This is a genomic window from Peribacillus sp. NPDC096448 (genome assembly GCF_044762675.1).
GTDB classification, from domain to species: Bacteria; Bacillota; Bacilli; order Bacillales; family DSM-1321; genus Peribacillus; species Peribacillus frigoritolerans_B.
In genome coordinates, this window is record NZ_JBIWEU010000001.1 from 259,673 (window position 1) to 277,913 (window position 18,241).

The window sequence follows — 18,241 nt, forward strand, 5'->3', positions numbered from 1 at the left end:
TTATAATGAGAAAACATCTTTATTTATTTATAATTCTATTCTTATTATTAATAACAAGCTCTTGTAATAACAAAGAAACGACTACAAGTGTTGAAAAACCAATTAAAGAAAAAAGAGAGGTCTACAAAAATAAAATGGAAAATAACCCTGATATCATTAGATATACTGAATTTCTAGCAGAAGATGAATATATGATTGATAAAGATTCTTTAGAATATAAAACAGATATACAAGGAAATTTTAAAGCGAATTATACATATACTAATAAAACCGAAAATCTAGATTTAATTGATATATCTATCTTTATAGAAGGCAGTGGTACACCTATTCATCAAGAAAATATTAAGGTTGAGCCAAATACAAGTGAAACAGTAAATATAAATATACCAAATCTGGTAAACGGAGAACATATTGCTTATATCATAACTCAATACGATAAAGTCGACTTTAAAGAAAAGTACTCTGACAAAGATTATTTTTCTCCATATTATTTTAAAATTAAAGTGGGAAATAATGAAAATGAAAATACAGTTAAATTCGAAAAAACAAAGGAAATAAAACCTCTTAAAATAAAAAAAATATCAGCTGAAGAAGAAACTTATAAGATATATATAAGTGACAAGGAAGGAAATAAAATTCGGGATGTTGAAAAAAATAACCATAATGAATTGTTCTTAAATATTGTGAACCCTACAGGATATCAAATTACAGGTTATCTTTATTATTATATAAATGGTGAATATAAAAATCTAGAATTGAACAATGAACCGACAAATAACTTTGTTATTGAACCTTTGACTAAACATATATATAAAATAACACCCGAAACAAACAAAGGTTTCTTTCGAATTTTTTCAACCTATATTCCGCCAAACTCTGTAAAAATAGAGAATTCAAATATGGCACCCAGATTGATATTTTCTTCACCGGCTTATTTAATAAAATAAGTTGTTCCCTGCTAGGGAATGGAATATTATATTAACTTTCTACGTCAGTTTCGCAATAATCTACTATAAACCCTTATTAAGAAAAATCCATTTTAATTTAAGTTTCACAATAAAAATCTTAAAGGAGGAATAAGTTATGAAGTTAATCCCTAAGTCAGACGATGACTTTTTAACTAATGATCAAAAGGAATCTTTAATAAGAGACTATCAACAGATGCTTTTATCGTATCCCGGAAATGATGAGTTTCGGTACGAATTTAATTGGGCTTTAGGAGCTTTGGGATATAAACCAATAAAAGAAGATTGATAAATATTAACGTAAGACCTCGGCCAAATGTCGTGATGGGTAACGTTAGTTCAACAAGGATTATTTTTTTACACCGTTCTACTCTGAACGGTGTTTGTGTTTATAAATGCGGCCTAGTACTCGTAAAAAGAAGTGTGGTAAATTGAAGTAAGGAGGTGACAATATTGAAAAAGTATTTTGTGTTTATAATTAGTTTTGTAATGATAAATATGGTATTTCAAATAGTATCAGGTATGATTCTTACTGCTTCTTATATTCCTGATTTTTCTTCAATGGAGGGTAACTTAAGTCAAAAAGTAGTGTTTGGGTCGACTTCATTAACTCCATTACTGTTAACTTTGCTAACTGCTACATTAGCTTATTTTCTCTCTCAAAAGAAATTTAGTATTTCAAAAAAATAATTGAACTAAAGAGTGTACTTTAATTTAGGCTCTTTTCGTAAAGATTGTTGTTTTTAAGTAAGTGAGGGATAATTTACTTTTTATGGTATTATATATACAAAGGTCTTATTACGTTAAAGGGCATTTTAGTTTAATAAGACGGGGTTTTGTAGATGTAATTTGGATAAATACAAGAATTGAAAAGTTTAAAGAAACTATATTCGCAATTGGAACTTATACTTTTCTTCTACTGTTCTTTTACAGTTTTATTGATACAAATTGGAGTAATGAGACATTGAATTATATCAAGCCATATATAGGTGCTTTGGGCTTGGTTCTTGTGGTTGGATATATCGAAAGGTCCCAGACAATTTTATCAAAGAAAGATTATCTTTGGATTAAAATTTTTTCCATAATCTTTAGTTTACTGTTGCAAATGTTTTTGACATCTCAATAGAAAGAATTAACGTATACTTGTTGAACTAACAAGTGCTTTAATGGAATACCGTTCCAATTAAATTTACAACGCTTAGAGTTAAAATTCTGGGCGTTTTTTTATCATCTAACTTTCCATCAGCTTCTTAACATCTTGACCGTATTATAGTTAGATCTTTGACACGCTGAAATCAACATATGTTCCACCCTTTTATCTATTGCTAAGTGCTTTCCTAATTCAAGCCAGCGAAACCAATTGAGGTAATGGTCCAAATAATATGTTCCAACGCCCTGAAAACGTTCCATCCAACCCTTTAAGCGATTGTGGAAGTTATTGACGTGCTGTATATGATATATTCCTTTTTTTACTCTTTGGTTTTGGCGTTCATTAATGGTTTCGTGCAGCAAGCCCTTTATCTTCGTAAATTTTTTATAATTCGTTGCAGTATCAGTGCACAGCAAAGCAGATGTATGAATAAATCCACCTATCACTGCGTCAATTTCTTCGGCTTTAACCCGACCCGTACCTGCTTTACGAGCAATCATATTCCCATTACGGTCTTGTGCAACTACTACGGCTATTTTTTGATTGGAAATTCCTCTTTTTGTATCCTTTTCTCCACGTTTCTTTGCTTTTCTATGGGTAATATCGCGACGACCTTTTAATGACTCGCGAAAGAAGGTTTCGTCACTTTCGACGATACCTTCTAATTGTTTATAACCTAGACTAACCAATGCATTCAGGATTTTATGTCTCCAATAGAACGCAGTAGAAATATGGATTTTCAGGCGTTTAGCGATCTTGGGTAATGTATAACCCTCCACCATTAGTTCAATATATCTCACCCATTTTTCGGGATATTTCGAACCTGCAAATGGAGTATTCGTCATATCATTGAAAGTTTTATTGCAGTCCTTACACAAATAGCGTTGTCTTGAACGATATTTACCATTTCGTCTAACAGATTTGCTTCCGCAATGAACGCACCCTATACCAGAAGCAAAACGAACTTCACGGATAGAATCAAGCAATTTATCGACTTTCTTAGGATCTTCTGGAAACAAATCTTGTTTTATAGCTTCAAATAAAGCAATTTGTTGCGACCTATTCAATTCACTGAACTCTTCATATACATTTTCCCACACACTATTCGCCCTCCTTAAATCGGATTATATCAAGGTTGAATTAGTATGTGGAAAAACCACAATCTATGCGAAAACAGCCTTTTTTTAAAAGTATAAAACGGCAAAAAGTTAAAAAACATATCATAAAGTGGCCTTTAGTTCAAAAACAGTATGTATTAAACAACTTTTTTAATGGGTATTAAAAAATTAAATATACAAAATTAGACTTTGAAACTTGAAAAACGTTGAAATATAAGGGTTGGCATTATATGGGTTATTTTTTTGCTGTTTTATGGTTTTAGTAACAGCTAGCCGGTAATATGGAGCGTTTTAATGGTGTAGCGACTAAATATCTAGACCATTATTTGAGCTGATTCCAATTCTTAGATAACAGCAAACATATAAAAGATAACTTTACGATAAACAAAATGGTTTTAGAAAGTTGTTCTTTCTCAGTTAACACAACTTATGATAAACTAAGGTTATCAGAATATTCCAAATAATGGAGTGTTCATTGTTCCGTTAAAGGGCCAGTTTAATTGAACAAGGAATTGGCATGACACCTTAATTAATGATCTATCTACAACACGCCGCAAATGAATTTTGACCAAAGGGATTATCTATTAAAGGGATTAAATTGGAGGGAAGAGAAAATGGATGTAAAGACACTTTTGTTACAACAATGGGCAAGCTGCTTAGATGAAGAAGACTGGTTTCCACCGCTTGAAAAAGTGCTAGAGGATATTACTTTTGAACAGGCAATTTGGAAACCAGCTGATGGGGCAATGAATTCCATTTGGGAATTAGTTTGTCATTTACTTTTCTATGAAAAGAGATTTCTGATGCGATTTCTTGGTGAAACAGCGAATGAACCACAGGCGGAAAATAATGAATCTACATTTCGATTACCAACTGAGACGATAGAAAATTGGACAGAAACAAAACAAGAATACTTTTATGTTCATCGTGAACTTGGAAAAATACTAGCAAAATCAGAACATGAAGATTTGTATAGACAGGTCCCAAGAGAAGATAATTCATTAGTGCTTGAACTGAAGAGTTTAGCAATGCACGACGCATATCATATTGGGCAAATTGTATTCCTAAGTAAAATGCAAGGAGCTTGGCCAGAGAAACGCAGCTTTTAAAAAAGCTTCATTAGCTTTACAGTTATTCCATTATAGGGGGCTTTAATGGAATAAGAACGGGAACGTCCAGATCGGACGTTCCCATATTTTATACCTGAAAAACAACAATACTACTTAACAAAGCCTTATTATAAAAAAAGATCCAGTTGATTTCAGAAATCCGCTACCTTTTCCGCCGACTGTCTGCCAAGCCGCATAAAAGCAAGCGGCTGCGGTGTCTCGGCTAGCCATTTATTCGGCAGGGGTGCCGCAAATTTCTTCAATCCAATAAGGATTACATTAAAAAACATTAAGTGAATTTAGTCTTGATTTAAAATCATGGTTTAGGATTAGACCAATCGGAACTCCCTTTATTAGACAAAAGTGCTTCTATCTGAATTTTTCAAACGAAGTTGATTGGAACGGAAGGCACGAGACTCCTGCGGGAAAAGCGAGTCTCCCGGACCGCCCGCGGAAAGCGAGTGCCTGGAGTGGAAATCAAAGTGCAAATTTTATAGTAATCAATTATTATCAAGTTTGTCTACAGTCAACCGCTTTGTTAGAACGCTGTATTGTCGACAATCTGAGATTGCTTTATAGTGGTTTTTTTGTTGTGTAAATAAGTTAATTTAACTAGATAAAAAGGTTAGTAAAACCAAATCAGTCGGTATACAATCTAGTTAGGAATAATAGTAGAAATGGTTCATGATATAACCTCATCGATAGCTATTCTTAATCAAATTTTTTGGAGTGATTGTATGCACAAACTTATTCAGGCCATACTGCCGGTATTATTACTGTTTATGATTCTGCCAATCTACCAGCCAGATGCTGCATCTGCAGAAGAAACGCCGCAATCTGATGGTGTCATCGTCAAGTATAAAGAGACGGACGATGAGCCGATCAACGAGTTGATAGAAAAGGTGGATGTTCCTAAAGGGGAAACGACCGACAACCTGATCGAGGAGCTTGAAGAACAGAAGAATGTGGAATATGCAGAACCAAACTATCTTTTCAAGAAGATGGAAAGCCCGAACGATCCAGCCTACATAGACCAGTGGCACCATAAAAAGCTTGGTACGGGTGCAGCATGGACAAAATCAATGGGATCGAAGGAATTGATCGTGGCCATCATTGACGACGGCATCGATCGCAACCACGAAGATTTAAAAGGAAGGATCGTCAATGCCTATGATACGATACGCAATCGGAAGCATATCGTACCAAAAGGGACGCATGGAACGCATATCGCCGGCATCATTGCCGGTTCTGCGAACAATGGCATAGGCGGAACGGGTCTTGCTCCGAACGTTAAACTTATGCCAATTAACGTCTTTGATGGAAAGTATGCCGATACTGCCGATATCATTGACGCAATACATTATGCCGTTCAGCAAAAGGCAAACATCATCAATATGAGTTTAGGTGACACCAGTTATTCGGAATCCTTGAACAAGGCCGTCCAGGAAGCCTATAAAAAAGGCGTACTGATCGTCGCGGCTGCCGGGAATGAAGGGGATATGGGGAAAAATGTCCAGCGTGTGTACCCAGCTGCATTCAGCCACGTCATTTCCGTTGCTGCCACTAACTCAAGTGACAAGCGTCCCAGTTATTCCAACTATCATTCATCAGTCGATATTGCGGCCCCTGGAGATGATATCCTTTCAACCTTGCCAAATGGTAAATACGGCTGGATGAGCGGAACATCGATGGCCACGCCGATGGTGGCGGGTGTAGCGGCACTTATTTGGTCCCATGAGCCCAAGCTCAACAAAACGGAGGTCGAATACCGCCTCTATGATTCAGCCGTGGACCTAGGTACAAAAGGGAAAGACATTTACTATGGAAACGGGCGGGTCAATGCCAAAAAAGCACTGGAAATGAAGACGCTGACCAAACCGGCCGTGACCGCGATATCCGATAAGGACACCAAGATCAATGGAAAAATCCCGGCAGATTTCAAAACGGGGACCGTCTCCATTTATACCGATAAAAAACAACTCGCGACAGTGAAGATCAATGGAGAAAAAACGTTTACAGCGATTATCGCAAAACAGATAGCCGGCACGACCATCTCTACTAGGCTCATCGATGAAGCGGGAAATAAAAGTATCCCCGTTTCATTTAAAGTGGCAGATAAAACGGCTCCTGCAAGACCGTCCGTAAATGCGGTGGGTGACAATACCGTAAAAGTAACCGGCAAAGCGGAAGCTAGCTCTTCCGTCACCGTCAAAACCGGCAGTACGGTTCTAGGCAAAGCAAATTCCAACAGCGCAGGGAATTTCACCGTAACGATGTCAAAAAAACAAAAGGCCGGAAAAGTCCTATCCGTTACAGCAACCGATAAAGCGGGAAATATTAGCTCGATCAAAACCGTGACCGTTGCAGACAAAACAGCACCAAGTAAACCGACGGTCAACACAGTCACGACAAAAACGACAATAGTAACGGGCAAAGCAGAGGCTAACTCCACAGTGTTCATCAAAGCATCAAAAAAAGTGATCGGCTCTGCAACAGCAACGACCAAAGGTACATTCTCGGTTAGAATCCCCAAGCAAAAAGCCGGGAAGAACCTATATATTCATGCCAAAGATAAAGCGAAAAACGTAAGCGAATCAAGAAAAGTAACAGTTAAAAAGTGATAGAAAAACAGGAGCAGCCCCCAATAACTAATTGGGGGCTGTTTATGATTATGGCTACAATAAGGGAAAGTTACACGACGGCATGAAAAAACAAAAGTTAAAAGTTTTTTTAAATTATAATTACAATGAAGTGTATAACTAGTATAATATCATAGGTATATTGTCTTTTTTTCAAAATATAGGCTGTGACAAAGGTACCGGCAAAATATGCCGTAGGGTTACAAGTACCGGAAAACATGGGGGGAAAGCTTTGAAACAAGAAACTGTTTATGGTCATCTTGAAAATGGAAATCCCGTTTTAGCAGATGACTATTGCCTTTTCAATGGCACTAAGAGTATTAGTAAAAAAAGAAAATATAATATGAAGTATTTCGTCTATAGTCAAAAAACGAACAATACGGTTACTCTTTCAGGATATGAACCAATGACTATCCTGCAAACGATCACTTCAAAGAAAGGAAATGTTAAGGAAAGAATTATTTTCTTCGTTGATACAAACTGCAAACTTTCTTTCGTTAAAACAAATCAAAAAAATCTGCAGATCGACAAAACATTGGATAAGATAGAGAAAAGCCCGTTTTTCAAAAGTTTAGTATTCCTTTTATTTTTTCACTTCCTATTTGTTGGGGTCATGCGCAGCAGAAATTATTCGTTTAAAGACGTATATTTATCTTTCGGTTACGATAAAAGCATAAATTTTAAAGTGCATTTTCTCTTTCCAGTCAAAATAAGAGAGAAATTTGCAATGAAGACAGGGAAGATATCCATATTCATTCATACCTACTGGTCTTTCATACCAATGAAGGAAATTTATAAACATTATGTAAACACTAGCGAGATTAATACGCCTATTTTTATCAAGCTCAGTCACGCTGATCATGATTATTGGTATAATTTTAAATCAGACTCTAAGCACAAATACAATAAAAATCATTATCTGTACAACACCCGTTCCTATCGTTTGGGGCAGATGAATAGTGAACTTTTTATTCGAAAGTCTATAACAGGTCAATACGTTATCGTATTAACAAGTATAATGAGCAAAAGCATTATCATTAAAGAAAGATTTGCTTATCTGATCAGCCTTTTTTCACTAAACAAAAAAAAATACGATATCTATTTTGAAAAATTCAGTGCAGGGGCTTCGGAATCTGCCTTTGAACTGTTTAAATATGCATTCAAGATGGGGGATTCCTGCGTTTATATCTTAGAAAAAGGCCACCCCGAATTCCAAAATCTTAAGCAACAATACGGCAGGGCCCTTGTTGGGAAAAATAGTTTTCTTGCTTTCTATCACATCTTTTTAGCCAGAAGCTTTCAATCTTCCGATCTTGTGGGCCATATACAACGCCGATTGTACGATAACGATTACTTAATTAAGAAAAAGGTTCTTTCAACTGATAAAAAAATAATGTTGCAGCATGGACCATGTATGGCAACCAATATTTTCGAACGCGGTTACTTTAACCGTAAAGTGCCGATTGCACCGGATTACATGCTCGTAAATTCCAATTTTGAGAAAAACTTATTCCTTAAAAATACAGGTTATACGGAAAAAGAACTGATGGTAACAGGGCTGCCTAATATTGATTTATATGTCAAGGAACAACAAAATGAAAAAAATCAAATTACATTTATGCTTACATGGAGGCCATGGGACCTCACAGGAAGCATTGAAGTTGGAAGCTATTTAGACCGGTATTTCTCATTCTTAGAATTGATCCGAAAAGAGAAGTTCTACAAAGATAAAAAAATCAATGTCATTCTCCATCCTAAATCAAGAATCATACTTCAAGAACAGTTCCCGGATATATATGATAAATACGAAGAATCTTTTTATGTAGGGGACATAAAGGATGCTCTATTAAACAGTAAAGTTGTCATATCCGATTATTCTTCTATTACTTTCTATGCGTTTGCAGGTGGAAGTAATGTAATTTTCTATTGGGAAGACAAGGCTCTGGCAGAGGTGGAATATGGTGCACCAAACATTCTCCAGAAAGAAATTGCTTTTGGCGGCATAGTAGAGAGATTCAAAGATTTGCACTCTGAAATTGTTTACAATTACAATAACCCGCAATCACCTTTCCATATTGCACAATTCTCAAAATTAATGGAGTGCACAAGCGGTCACAATACAGAAAATACCTATGACTACATCCAAAACATCATTTTCCAAAATGAACATGACCCATTAGAGGAAGAGAGTGCATTTTCTATTTCTGAAAAGCAATCTTCTGCTTCTTGATTGTTCTGAATGGAACCTGGAACAAAAAAGGATATATTTGCAGAAGGCCACCAAATGGTGGTCTTTTGAATATGCGATAATTAAATCATGCATTCAAACTAGAGTAATATATCTTCCAAGGGACAAACGGCAACGTTATTGGGACACAAAAAAGAAGCAATAGCCAATATTGCTTCTTTGATTACACATATCGACTTCATGAAATTCTTTAAATCTCACCCTCTTCAAGCCTCCTATTATACTCAACTTTACTGATCAATCCCTTTGCATTACAGGTAAGACAATCTGTATAAATATCGTAGGCACCTGTACCTGCACAAACATGGCATTTAACATGAGTTTCCGGTATATCCTTATGCATGAATGAAAAGACTTTTCCAATATACTGCAGAATAATCATTCCCAAAACTCCTTTTTTTTCTATCATACAACGAAAAAGAGAGAAGGAAACAGGAAATACAATAACATTACTTAAAACAAATAAAACCATAACATAGTTTACATGGGGTTAAAAAATGTGCTGCAAATGCGATAAACTGTTCTACAAAATCACGCTGTTTTCGAATACTTTGTTGCCATTTACCAAGTAATGTGGTGTGGTTGATTTCCCCTCCAGATGCTCGCTTTCCGCGGGGCGGGCGGTGAGCCTCCACGGCGTAAACTCCTGTGGGGTCTCACCTGTCCCGCTGCTCCCGCAGGAGTCTGGCACTTCCGCTACAATCAACCTTAAATAGTTTCGTTTTAATAACAACAATCTTTACTAAAAGAGCCTTTCAAAAAAAAGAACATCCACAAAGATGTCCTTTAATGTGTAATTACTTCATTTTTCTTAAAATCCATAGGTAGGCCACTATTGAAATCCCCACAGAGACTGCTGCCATTATGTAAATGCTTATATACCCAAACAAATAGCCGATTTGTCCGAATAGGATGGCACCGAAACCGATTCCAAGATCAAAGAAGGAATAGAAAGTGGCATTGGCCATGCCTTTTCGATTTCGGGCAGCGTGTTCAAGAGACCATGCTTGAAGAGCCGGCTGGACAGCACCGAATCCAATGCCATATAAAATGGATGCCAGATACAGAATCATGTTACTTGGCATCCAGGCTAGCAATAGCATCGCCGCTACGATAAAAAGAGTGGATGGAATGAAGACAGCTTGATGTCCTTTTTGATCATAGATCTTTCCAGCGAACATACGTGTGAAAATAAGGGCCAAGGCGTAAAGAAAAAAGTATCCCTGAATACCTGTCAGACCTTTTTCGATTGTATAAAGCGGTAAGAAGGTAGCAGTCCCGCCAAAAGTTACCGTAATGAAAAAAACAAGAACGGACGGAGCGACAGCGCTTTTTTCATAAATGTCAAACCTATTAGTTTTAACTGGGGCAGAAGCATGTTCCGCTTTTTTATACGTAATCGTTGAAGCCATGATCCAAGCTGCAAGAATTAATACTCCGCAAAATAAAAACAAATGTTGAAAGGTTAAAACATCCGCTAAGAAAAGCCCGAATGAAGGACCAATAGCCATCGCCAAATTCCCCGATAAAGTGAAGTATCCCATTCCCTCACCCCGACGCTTTGCTGGGATAAGATCGGAGGCAATCGTACCTGATGCCGTGGTCGTATATCCCCAGCCAATCCCTTGTAAAATCCTTATGGCACATAGAAGGAAAATACTCATCATAAATCCAAACGAACCAATCGCTACAGCCAAAAGGGCTAGTCCGAACAGGAAAACAAAACGCCTGCCTTTTGTTTCCAAGGCCTGTCCAGCAAAAGGACGGACAATCAGGGCAGAAAATAAAAACATCCCAGCAACTAACCCAATATACCGTTCATTTCCGCCAAGCTCCTTTACAAACAGCGGAAGGGTCGGGGAAGTCATCTGAAAGGATAAAAAAACAAAAAAGTTAGCCAAGAAAATCATCATAAAATCACGCGACCAGATTTTATCAACAACCGGAAGCTCTTCTTTTAACAAAGGTACACCCATAATAGTTATTCTCCTTAATTGATAGTAATTATCATTCTCATTTTACTAAAGTTATAGAGAACAATCTATAAAAATTAAGAGATCACTATAAATCTAAGTAATATTGACTACTGGTTAGACAGTAAAAATTTTATAAAAATCGGGATGGAGGTCACTTTATATTCAGGAAACATAACACAAAGGGCCTTATAGCGGATTTTCCATTAAACCATGTTCCTGCTTATACAGAACCCTAATGTAGAGCGGGATTAACTTTGAGTGAAACAACCGTGCAGTTCCAATGGAAAATAATTAATCCGTATGGTAATTAGGGTCAAACTGCTGGATATTTGGGAAATGAGAGATTAAAGGAGTTAATTATGGGTAGATTTATAGAGACTGAAGATTCTCTACATACTAGGAAGAAACCTATGGTTGTTAAACTAAATTCCGAACAATTTGATGATTATATACTAAAAATCCCTAATGACGCAGAGATTTTTTGTTTAAGATATCACATTCATGATAAGGCAGTCACTTTTAACTATAATTCAGATGGCAGACTTCTAGAAGTATTGAATTTGGTTAAGTGATTGGTACTTTGGAGTATCCAGCATAAATGCTGGATTTTTTTGATCTTAAAAAATCTTAATGAGATTTAGTGCGTATCAAAGTTGAATGATGAAGAATATAGAATAGAATTTGTGAAACCGACAGTAAAAGGAGGCGGTACAAAACGACAAAAGTAAATGGCAAAGCGGAATAATCGCGTCTTTTACTCCAGAAACTCAAAAAGCACAATCGTCATATAATGTTCATTCTTCATACTAGCATCAAATGAAGGAACCCGCCAATAACCTGAAACCCAACACCTGCTCATACCACTTAATCGCAGCATCAGGATCAGCCACTCCGTATGAGTAATTGCTGTCATATGTTTCCCCCTGATAATTAAAATACCCTTTAAAGATGGAGGACAAATGGCACCGTATTGAACAAAAAAAGAAGCAATAGCCAATATTGCTTCTCGTTTACATATATCGACCTCATGAAATTCTTTAAATTTCACCTTCTTCAAGCCTCCTATTATACTCAACTTTAAATATTAATCCCTTTGTATTACAGGTAAGACAATCGGTATAAATATCGTAGCACCTGTACCTGCACAAACATGGCATTTAACCTGAGTTTCCGATATATCCTTATGCATGAATGAAAAAAGTTCTCCAGTATACTGCAATACTGCAGAATAATCATTCCCAAAAACTCCTTTTTTTTTATCATAAAACGAAAAAGTGAGAAGGAAAAAGGGGATACAATAACATTACTTAAAACAAATGAAACCATAACATAGTTTACATGGGGTTAAAAATTTGCTATAGGGATACATATTTCAGTAGCAGGTGAGTATATTCCTTGATGCGTTAACTACTCAGTACTACAAGCTCATTTCTCTTCATAAAAAAGAACATCCATAAAGATACTTGCTACAAGCGAAAAGGGAACCGCCAATAATTTGAATTCTAATACCAACTTGTATAACTAATTGCAGCCTCCAAATTAGTTAAGTTAGTCCACTATTAATCGCTGTCATGTGTATCACGACTGATAATAATATACTCTTATAAGGGAGGAAGGTTTATATTAACTGAAGGCACCTGAAGACGGTTATTGTTGGAGATTAATAGTGCAGTTACATCAAAATGTGTATTAATGAGGATGTGATTTGATTAATTTGGAACTAAGTTAGTATTCTGATTTTATCGGTTTACCATGGCTTAAAAAACTATGCCATTATTAATATTTCTATTAGCATTTAAGTTTGAATGTGTAGTAGGAGAAACAATACCCCAAGATGCGTTAATGTTATTATCGTTCATAGTTATTAAAATGGGATTTATATCATACGTTAAAAAAAATTGTGGACTTGTAGTACTACTATTTTGATTAATCTCCAATTTAGTAACCAAACTTCGTAAATAAATGATATGTTTACTTAAAGTCCCACTAAATTTATTATTGTTAATTTTCAGGTTATCTACAGGGGTACCTATATTTAAATATAGTCCGTGCCGAATATTCCTAAATTCGTTTCCTTCAACCTCAATGTTATATATACCATTATTATTATCATATACATAAATTCCATTTGTTAGACTCGTATCTGCTAAATCTGAATTGTAAAATTTGTTTCGTCTGATAGTAGTTGCGCCTTTACAATCTACAAAGTTAGCCCAAATTCCATTTTTACCGATACCGTAAATTTCATTACCCTCAATTAAATTATCATTTCCATAGGAAGAAAATCCAGCAAAACTTGTACCTATCATACCACTGTGAAAGATTCGATTCTCTTTTACTATATTTCCGTGCCCCAATAATTTTATTGGTCTTTTCACTATGTCAATAAAATGATTTCTAGCAATACGATGATATCCATAAAAATTAAGTTGGTCTATTACAATGGCATCTGTATCAGACCCACTTATCATATTAATAAATTTACAATTATCTACTTCTATTCCAATTGTGTGATTTTCAGTTACATTATAATTTGATATAAATATAGCTCTGGCAGAAGCCTTGCTTTCATTTTGACAGCGGATATTTTCAAATTCACAATCTTCAAATTTACCAAATGAGCATCCCCTTGTAATTTGAACTGCATACACATTTATAGCATCTTTTGAATAAAGGTTTTTTATTTTCGTTTTTTTGAATGAGAAATTGGCACAGTCCTTCATGTAAATAGCTGCGTTATTCATATCTGAATTATCAATATTTATTCCTAGAGTTATTCCTTCACATCCATCTATAGATATGAAATTCCCTGATGTTAAAACACTTCTTTTTAATGTGCCGTTCCCCTCGAATCGTATGTTCCTTTTGTTTTTTAAACTGAATGGCTTTAGAGTAAATACACCTCTTGGTATAAAAACTGTATCTTCATCTTGCAAAGAATTGAAAAATAACTGTAAATCGTTAATGGTATTATCTTTTTTTGCCCCGAAATCCATCTCTAAATCATACCAACCTTGTCCCATTTCGATCCCTACCTATAAAGTATTTTCCCCTTAATAAATGTTAATGTTTAAATGCTGAAAGACATTAACATTCTAGGTTATTGAGGAGATTTATTAAGTGATTCCATTTCTATACTTATAGTATATGACGGAATGAGATCAAACGTGCAATTACCTATATTTTGGTTTCAGGCAAAAAAGTGATTAATATGGGGATTAATTTCAAATTGAGTTATAAAAGATATATTTATAGTGACGTGGTTTCTAATCTGAACCTATGCCACACTTTTTTTAAAATAAATCTATTCCAAAAAGAAAAACGTAATGAATCAATTTATTGCAACTTTTTCTATGACAAGTCTAGCCAAGGTGATTTGTTCCTGTAAATTACCTTATGAAAGTATAGGAACATAGACAAACAGATTTAAAAAAGAAGAAGATAAAGGAGTGGGTTCGAGTTGCAGGGAAACAATGGATTTCTAAGAATATTATGAAAGATATACAAAAAAGCGCTTTTGACCCTGTCTTTGTTTTTACCTTAACTAAGAAATAGTGTGTATTTTTATTGCCATTTTGGTGATAAAAGATAAGAGAACAGTTGAAGTACTTCGGGAAAATAGGAAAAATGTTCCTGAAGATGTGTTTTGGGTTTTATGCTTACATTAGTAATCTAAAAATAAGCATAGTAATAATATAAGCAAAAAAATCAATACTAAGTTAACTTAAAAAGAGTGATTTTTTCTATCTAGAATATATTCCCTCATTTCCTCTTTCGATATTCCAGATCCCATAACATCCTGCATGATTTCCATCCATTCTTCATCCATGACCTTGTCTGGTTGTTCTTTCAACAGAGCATCGACCTTAATACACAGGATTCTGGAAATCTTTTCTAAAACTAAAATAGTAGGGTTTTTTTGAAGGTTTCTTTCCAGTGAGCTTATATAGGATTTGGCAACGCCGGATTTTGCGGAGAGTTCACTAATTGACATTTTCCTTTCTTCTCTAAGCGACTTAACTCGGTAACCTATCATTTTGACCACACCTAACCATTAATATGAAAATTATATAGTGATTTAATCTATCACTTTCAGTTTACACATTTTCCTGTTATTTTTAATGATAACTAGGCACTAAAAAACTTAACGTAATTTTATGTATAATCGGACTTTTCTGTTTTGTTAGGCATTTAGTTAGGTTTATTCTGGAAAATATTATAAAATCCATCAACAACCTAACAAAATTAGGAATGGTGTGTAAGTCAGAAATATTCTGGAATATGCGTTATTTATATATATTTAAAAATTAGAAATTATTTCCTTTGTATTGCCATTTTCTTTTTTGTAAATTTACTTTGGCATTTGAAAAGTATTCTTTCATTGTAAGTTTCATGTAAATTTCCTTGAAAATACATAAATATAGGTAATATTATGGTATAATGCAATAGGTCATTTTTAACATATCAGGAGGATAAAATGGAAGAAACTATTAGTATTAAAGATATTTTTAAAACATTAAAGAAACGTTGGAAGCTAATCATGCTACTGACATTAATTGCTGCTTTGATTAGTGGATTAATTTCTTATTTCTTTTTAACACCCGTGTACCAATCTTCAACACAGATCCTGGTTAATCAGAAACAATCGGAGAACCAATTGGACTCTACTCAAATACGATCTAATATTGACATGATCAATACATACAGTGTGATCATAAAAAGTCCTGCTATATTAGAGAAGGTCATTGATGATCTTGAACTAGAACAAAGCTTGGATCAACTTAGTCAAAAAATTACTATTAATAGCCAAGAAAATTCTCAAGTCTTCTCTTTAACGGTACAAGATAGTAATCCCTCGAAGGCAGTCGAAATTGCAAACGCAGTGTCTGGAACATTCCAAAAGGAAATCAAAGATATAATGAATGTCGACAATGTTAGCATACTTGCTGAGGCAGAAGTAAAGGAAAATCCTACACCCATTAAACCATCTCCATTATTAAATATCGCTATTGCGGTGGTAGTTGGATTGATGGCTGGAATAGGCTTGGCATTCCTGCTAGAGTATATGGATAATACGATCAAGGACGAGGATGATATTGAGAGACTCCTAGAATTACCCATCCTTGGATCGATTCAAAAGATTACACAGGTACATAGTAAAGGATAATCCGGATAAGAAGCAGTATGAAAGGAAGCGGGATTTTTGAGAAGTAAAGATAAAAAACAGGTGAACTTGATTGCACAGACTAATCCTAAGTCACCTATTACTGAGCAATATCGATTAATTAGAACGAACATTCAATTTTCCTCAGTGGATAAAGACATACAAACCATAGTGGTAACTTCATCGGAGCCTAATGACGGAAAATCGACCACAGCTGCCAACCTAGCCATCGTATTGGCACAGGAGGATAAAAAAGTAGTGCTTGTGGATGCAGACTTAAGGAAACCATCGGTCCATTATGCTTTTAGCCTTAGTAATATAGAGGGACTTACGAGTGTGCTAACGAAGAAGATGAGCATAGAAAAAGCAATCATGAAAACGAATGTGCCTAATTTGGAAATTCTGACGAGTGGGCCAATTCCGCCTAACCCTTCGGAGTTATTAAATTCCAAAGCGATAGAAACAGCAATTGTGGAATTAAAAGAAATGTATGATTATATCATTTTTGATACACCTCCCGTTCTTGTAGTGCCGGATTCCCAGATCGTAGCCAATAAATGTGATGGCGTGATCATGGTAGTGGCGAGCGGCAAGACAAACAAACAAAGTGCAGTAAAAGCAAAGGAGCTTTTAGTGAAAGCTAATACATCCTTGCTTGGAGTCGTTTTGAATGGTGTTGAAACGGATAACAGCAATTATTATTATTATCAAACTTAACAAAATAAAACATTTTTCGACAAAATAACACCCTGTTTAATGGCAGTTTTATATGCTACTATTAGTCAGGGTATTAATTCCTATCTGATTTCTTAGTGATTAAGCCTATAAGCCCATAAAGGAAGTGTATGAAAATTGATTGACATACATTGTCATATTCTCCCAGGAATGGATGATGGATCTGCGGACTTGAAGGAAAGCATGAACATGGCAAGAAAAGCGGTAGAGTCAGGAATCACCCATATTTTTGCTACGCCACATCACTTAAATGAGAAATATGTAAATGTTAAAAGTAACATCATTGACCGTGCAGTGAGGTTAAATGAGAGTTTGCAACAAGAAAATATTCCTCTTACTATTCATCTCGGACAAGAAGTAAGAATACACCGGGATATATTTACTTCATTTGAAAAGGATGAAATCCTAACACTGGACGATAACGGTACGTATTTATTGTTAGAGCTCCCGTCGGGAAGAGTTCCTACATATACACAAGAATTAATATATGAGCTACTGTTGAAAGGAATTACACCGATAATCGTACATCCGGAGAGAAATAAGGAATTGATTGAAAATCATAAACTATTATTTGAATTGGTTCAGGAAGGCGCGCTAACTCAAATAACCTCTGGCAGTATTATCGGGAACTTCGGTAAAAGTATCCAATCTTTTTCAAAAAAGATAATCGAACATAATCTGGCTCATTTTATTGCAACAGATGCCCATAATATTGGCCCTAGAGGGTTCACGTTACAACGTGCCTATGAAACAATCACAAAAGTATATGGGATAGAACGTACATTTTATTTCAAAGAAAACGCTGAACAGCTATTAAAGGACCAAAGTCCTACTATTGAAAAACCAGTGCCATTCAAAAAGAAAATCTTAGGAATCTTTTAGAATGATATATTGTCAGGAAACGCTTCAATATTATAAAAAAATTTTGCCTTCGTGTAAAGTTTTAGAGTTTAATGTTACCGAACGACCAATTGTTCAACCACAACAAGCCTTATGGGATAGGACATAAAAAAATAAAAAGATAAATAAACAGCATATTTCAATCTTATATTAAAAATTAATTTCATGTGAAATAGAATACAATACATTAAAACTGTATTCAATAGAGAGTAAATCAAACAATATTAAAGGGGGAAA

At 35.1% G+C, this 18,241-nt stretch carries 16 protein-coding genes and 1 pseudogene; 10 read left to right on the top strand and 7 right to left on the bottom strand.

Annotated features, from left to right (window positions below; translation table 11 throughout):
• Positions 1-5: 5 nt before the first annotated feature.
• The 3 genes from ACIQ0C_RS01265 (at position 6) to ACIQ0C_RS01275 (ending at position 1,655) form a co-directional block, all read left to right on the top strand.
• Positions 6-947 carry a hypothetical protein gene (locus ACIQ0C_RS01265; protein WP_403056161.1) on the top strand — a complete coding sequence of 314 codons (942 nt, stop codon included), beginning with the start codon at positions 6-8 and terminating at the stop codon, positions 945-947.
• A 136-nt stretch (positions 948-1,083) separates the two neighbouring features.
• Positions 1,084-1,254: a hypothetical protein gene (locus tag ACIQ0C_RS01270; RefSeq protein WP_403056164.1), complete on the top strand. Its 171-nt coding sequence runs from the start codon at positions 1,084-1,086 to the stop codon at positions 1,252-1,254.
• A 155-nt stretch (positions 1,255-1,409) separates the two neighbouring features.
• A complete protein-coding gene (locus ACIQ0C_RS01275) occupies positions 1,410-1,655 on the top strand; it encodes a hypothetical protein (RefSeq protein WP_403056167.1) in 246 nt (81 codons plus the stop codon).
• A gap of 552 nt (positions 1,656-2,207) precedes the next feature.
• Here the strand turns inward: ACIQ0C_RS01275 and ACIQ0C_RS01280 are convergent.
• Positions 2,208-3,215, bottom strand: coding sequence for an IS1595 family transposase (locus tag ACIQ0C_RS01280; RefSeq protein ID WP_403056170.1), 1,008 nt, complete (start codon positions 3,213-3,215; stop codon positions 2,208-2,210).
• 284 nt (positions 3,216-3,499) lie between these two features.
• Between ACIQ0C_RS01280 and ACIQ0C_RS01285 the strand changes: the two are divergent.
• Positions 3,500-3,697, top strand: a pseudogene (locus ACIQ0C_RS01285) (IS1595 family transposase); the annotation flags it as partial.
• Positions 3,698-3,847: 150 nt separating this feature from the next.
• Complete coding sequence (locus tag ACIQ0C_RS01290) at positions 3,848-4,342, top strand: DinB family protein (RefSeq protein WP_403056173.1); 495 nt, start codon at positions 3,848-3,850, stop codon at positions 4,340-4,342.
• A gap of 152 nt (positions 4,343-4,494) precedes the next feature.
• Here the strand turns inward: ACIQ0C_RS01290 and ACIQ0C_RS01295 are convergent, their stop codons facing one another.
• Complete coding sequence (locus ACIQ0C_RS01295) at positions 4,495-4,632, bottom strand: hypothetical protein (RefSeq protein ID WP_403056176.1); 138 nt, start codon at positions 4,630-4,632, stop codon at positions 4,495-4,497.
• Positions 4,633-5,079: 447 nt separating this feature from the next.
• On the opposite strand from ACIQ0C_RS01295, the gene ACIQ0C_RS01300 reads away from it, so the two are divergent.
• A complete protein-coding gene (locus tag ACIQ0C_RS01300; RefSeq protein ID WP_403056179.1) occupies positions 5,080-6,963 on the top strand; it encodes a S8 family serine peptidase in 1,884 nt (627 codons plus the stop codon).
• 250 nt (positions 6,964-7,213) lie between these two features.
• On the top strand, positions 7,214-9,211 hold the full coding sequence (locus ACIQ0C_RS01305) for a CDP-glycerol glycerophosphotransferase family protein (RefSeq protein WP_403056182.1): 1,998 nt from the start codon (positions 7,214-7,216) through the stop codon (positions 9,209-9,211).
• A gap of 208 nt (positions 9,212-9,419) precedes the next feature.
• Here ACIQ0C_RS01305 and ACIQ0C_RS01310 read toward each other — a convergent pair whose 3' ends face one another.
• From ACIQ0C_RS01310 to ACIQ0C_RS01330, 5 genes are all read right to left on the bottom strand, one after another.
• The gene (locus ACIQ0C_RS01310; RefSeq protein WP_048681418.1) at positions 9,420-9,611 is read right to left on the bottom strand and encodes a hypothetical protein; all 192 of its coding nucleotides are present in this window, start codon (positions 9,609-9,611) and stop codon (positions 9,420-9,422) included.
• A 415-nt stretch (positions 9,612-10,026) separates the two neighbouring features.
• Positions 10,027-11,205 (bottom strand): MFS transporter, encoded by a 1,179-nt coding sequence (locus ACIQ0C_RS01315; protein ID WP_403056185.1) that lies wholly within the window; start codon positions 11,203-11,205, stop codon positions 10,027-10,029.
• Between the two features lie 754 nt (positions 11,206-11,959).
• Positions 11,960-12,253 carry a hypothetical protein gene (locus ACIQ0C_RS27240; protein WP_483878356.1) on the bottom strand — a complete coding sequence of 98 codons (294 nt, stop codon included), beginning with the start codon at positions 12,251-12,253 and terminating at the stop codon, positions 11,960-11,962.
• Positions 12,254-12,962: 709 nt separating this feature from the next.
• Positions 12,963-14,228, bottom strand: coding sequence for a right-handed parallel beta-helix repeat-containing protein (locus ACIQ0C_RS01325; RefSeq protein WP_403056188.1), 1,266 nt, complete (start codon positions 14,226-14,228; stop codon positions 12,963-12,965).
• Between the two features lie 701 nt (positions 14,229-14,929).
• On the bottom strand, positions 14,930-15,241 hold the full coding sequence (locus ACIQ0C_RS01330; RefSeq protein WP_403056191.1) for a helix-turn-helix domain-containing protein: 312 nt from the start codon (positions 15,239-15,241) through the stop codon (positions 14,930-14,932).
• Positions 15,242-15,682: 441 nt separating this feature from the next.
• Here ACIQ0C_RS01330 and ACIQ0C_RS01335 point away from each other — a divergent pair, with 441 nt between their 5' ends.
• The 3 genes from ACIQ0C_RS01335 (at position 15,683) to ACIQ0C_RS01345 (ending at position 17,986) form a co-directional block, all read left to right on the top strand.
• A complete protein-coding gene (locus ACIQ0C_RS01335) occupies positions 15,683-16,372 on the top strand; it encodes a YveK family protein (RefSeq protein ID WP_403056194.1) in 690 nt (229 codons plus the stop codon).
• 36 nt (positions 16,373-16,408) lie between these two features.
• Entirely contained in the window at positions 16,409-17,086 is a 678-nt protein-coding gene (locus tag ACIQ0C_RS01340) for a CpsD/CapB family tyrosine-protein kinase (RefSeq protein WP_403056197.1), read from the top strand.
• Positions 17,087-17,221: 135 nt separating this feature from the next.
• The gene (locus tag ACIQ0C_RS01345; protein WP_403056200.1) at positions 17,222-17,986 is read left to right on the top strand and encodes a tyrosine-protein phosphatase; all 765 of its coding nucleotides are present in this window, start codon (positions 17,222-17,224) and stop codon (positions 17,984-17,986) included.
• The last annotated feature ends 255 nt before the right edge of the window (positions 17,987-18,241 follow it).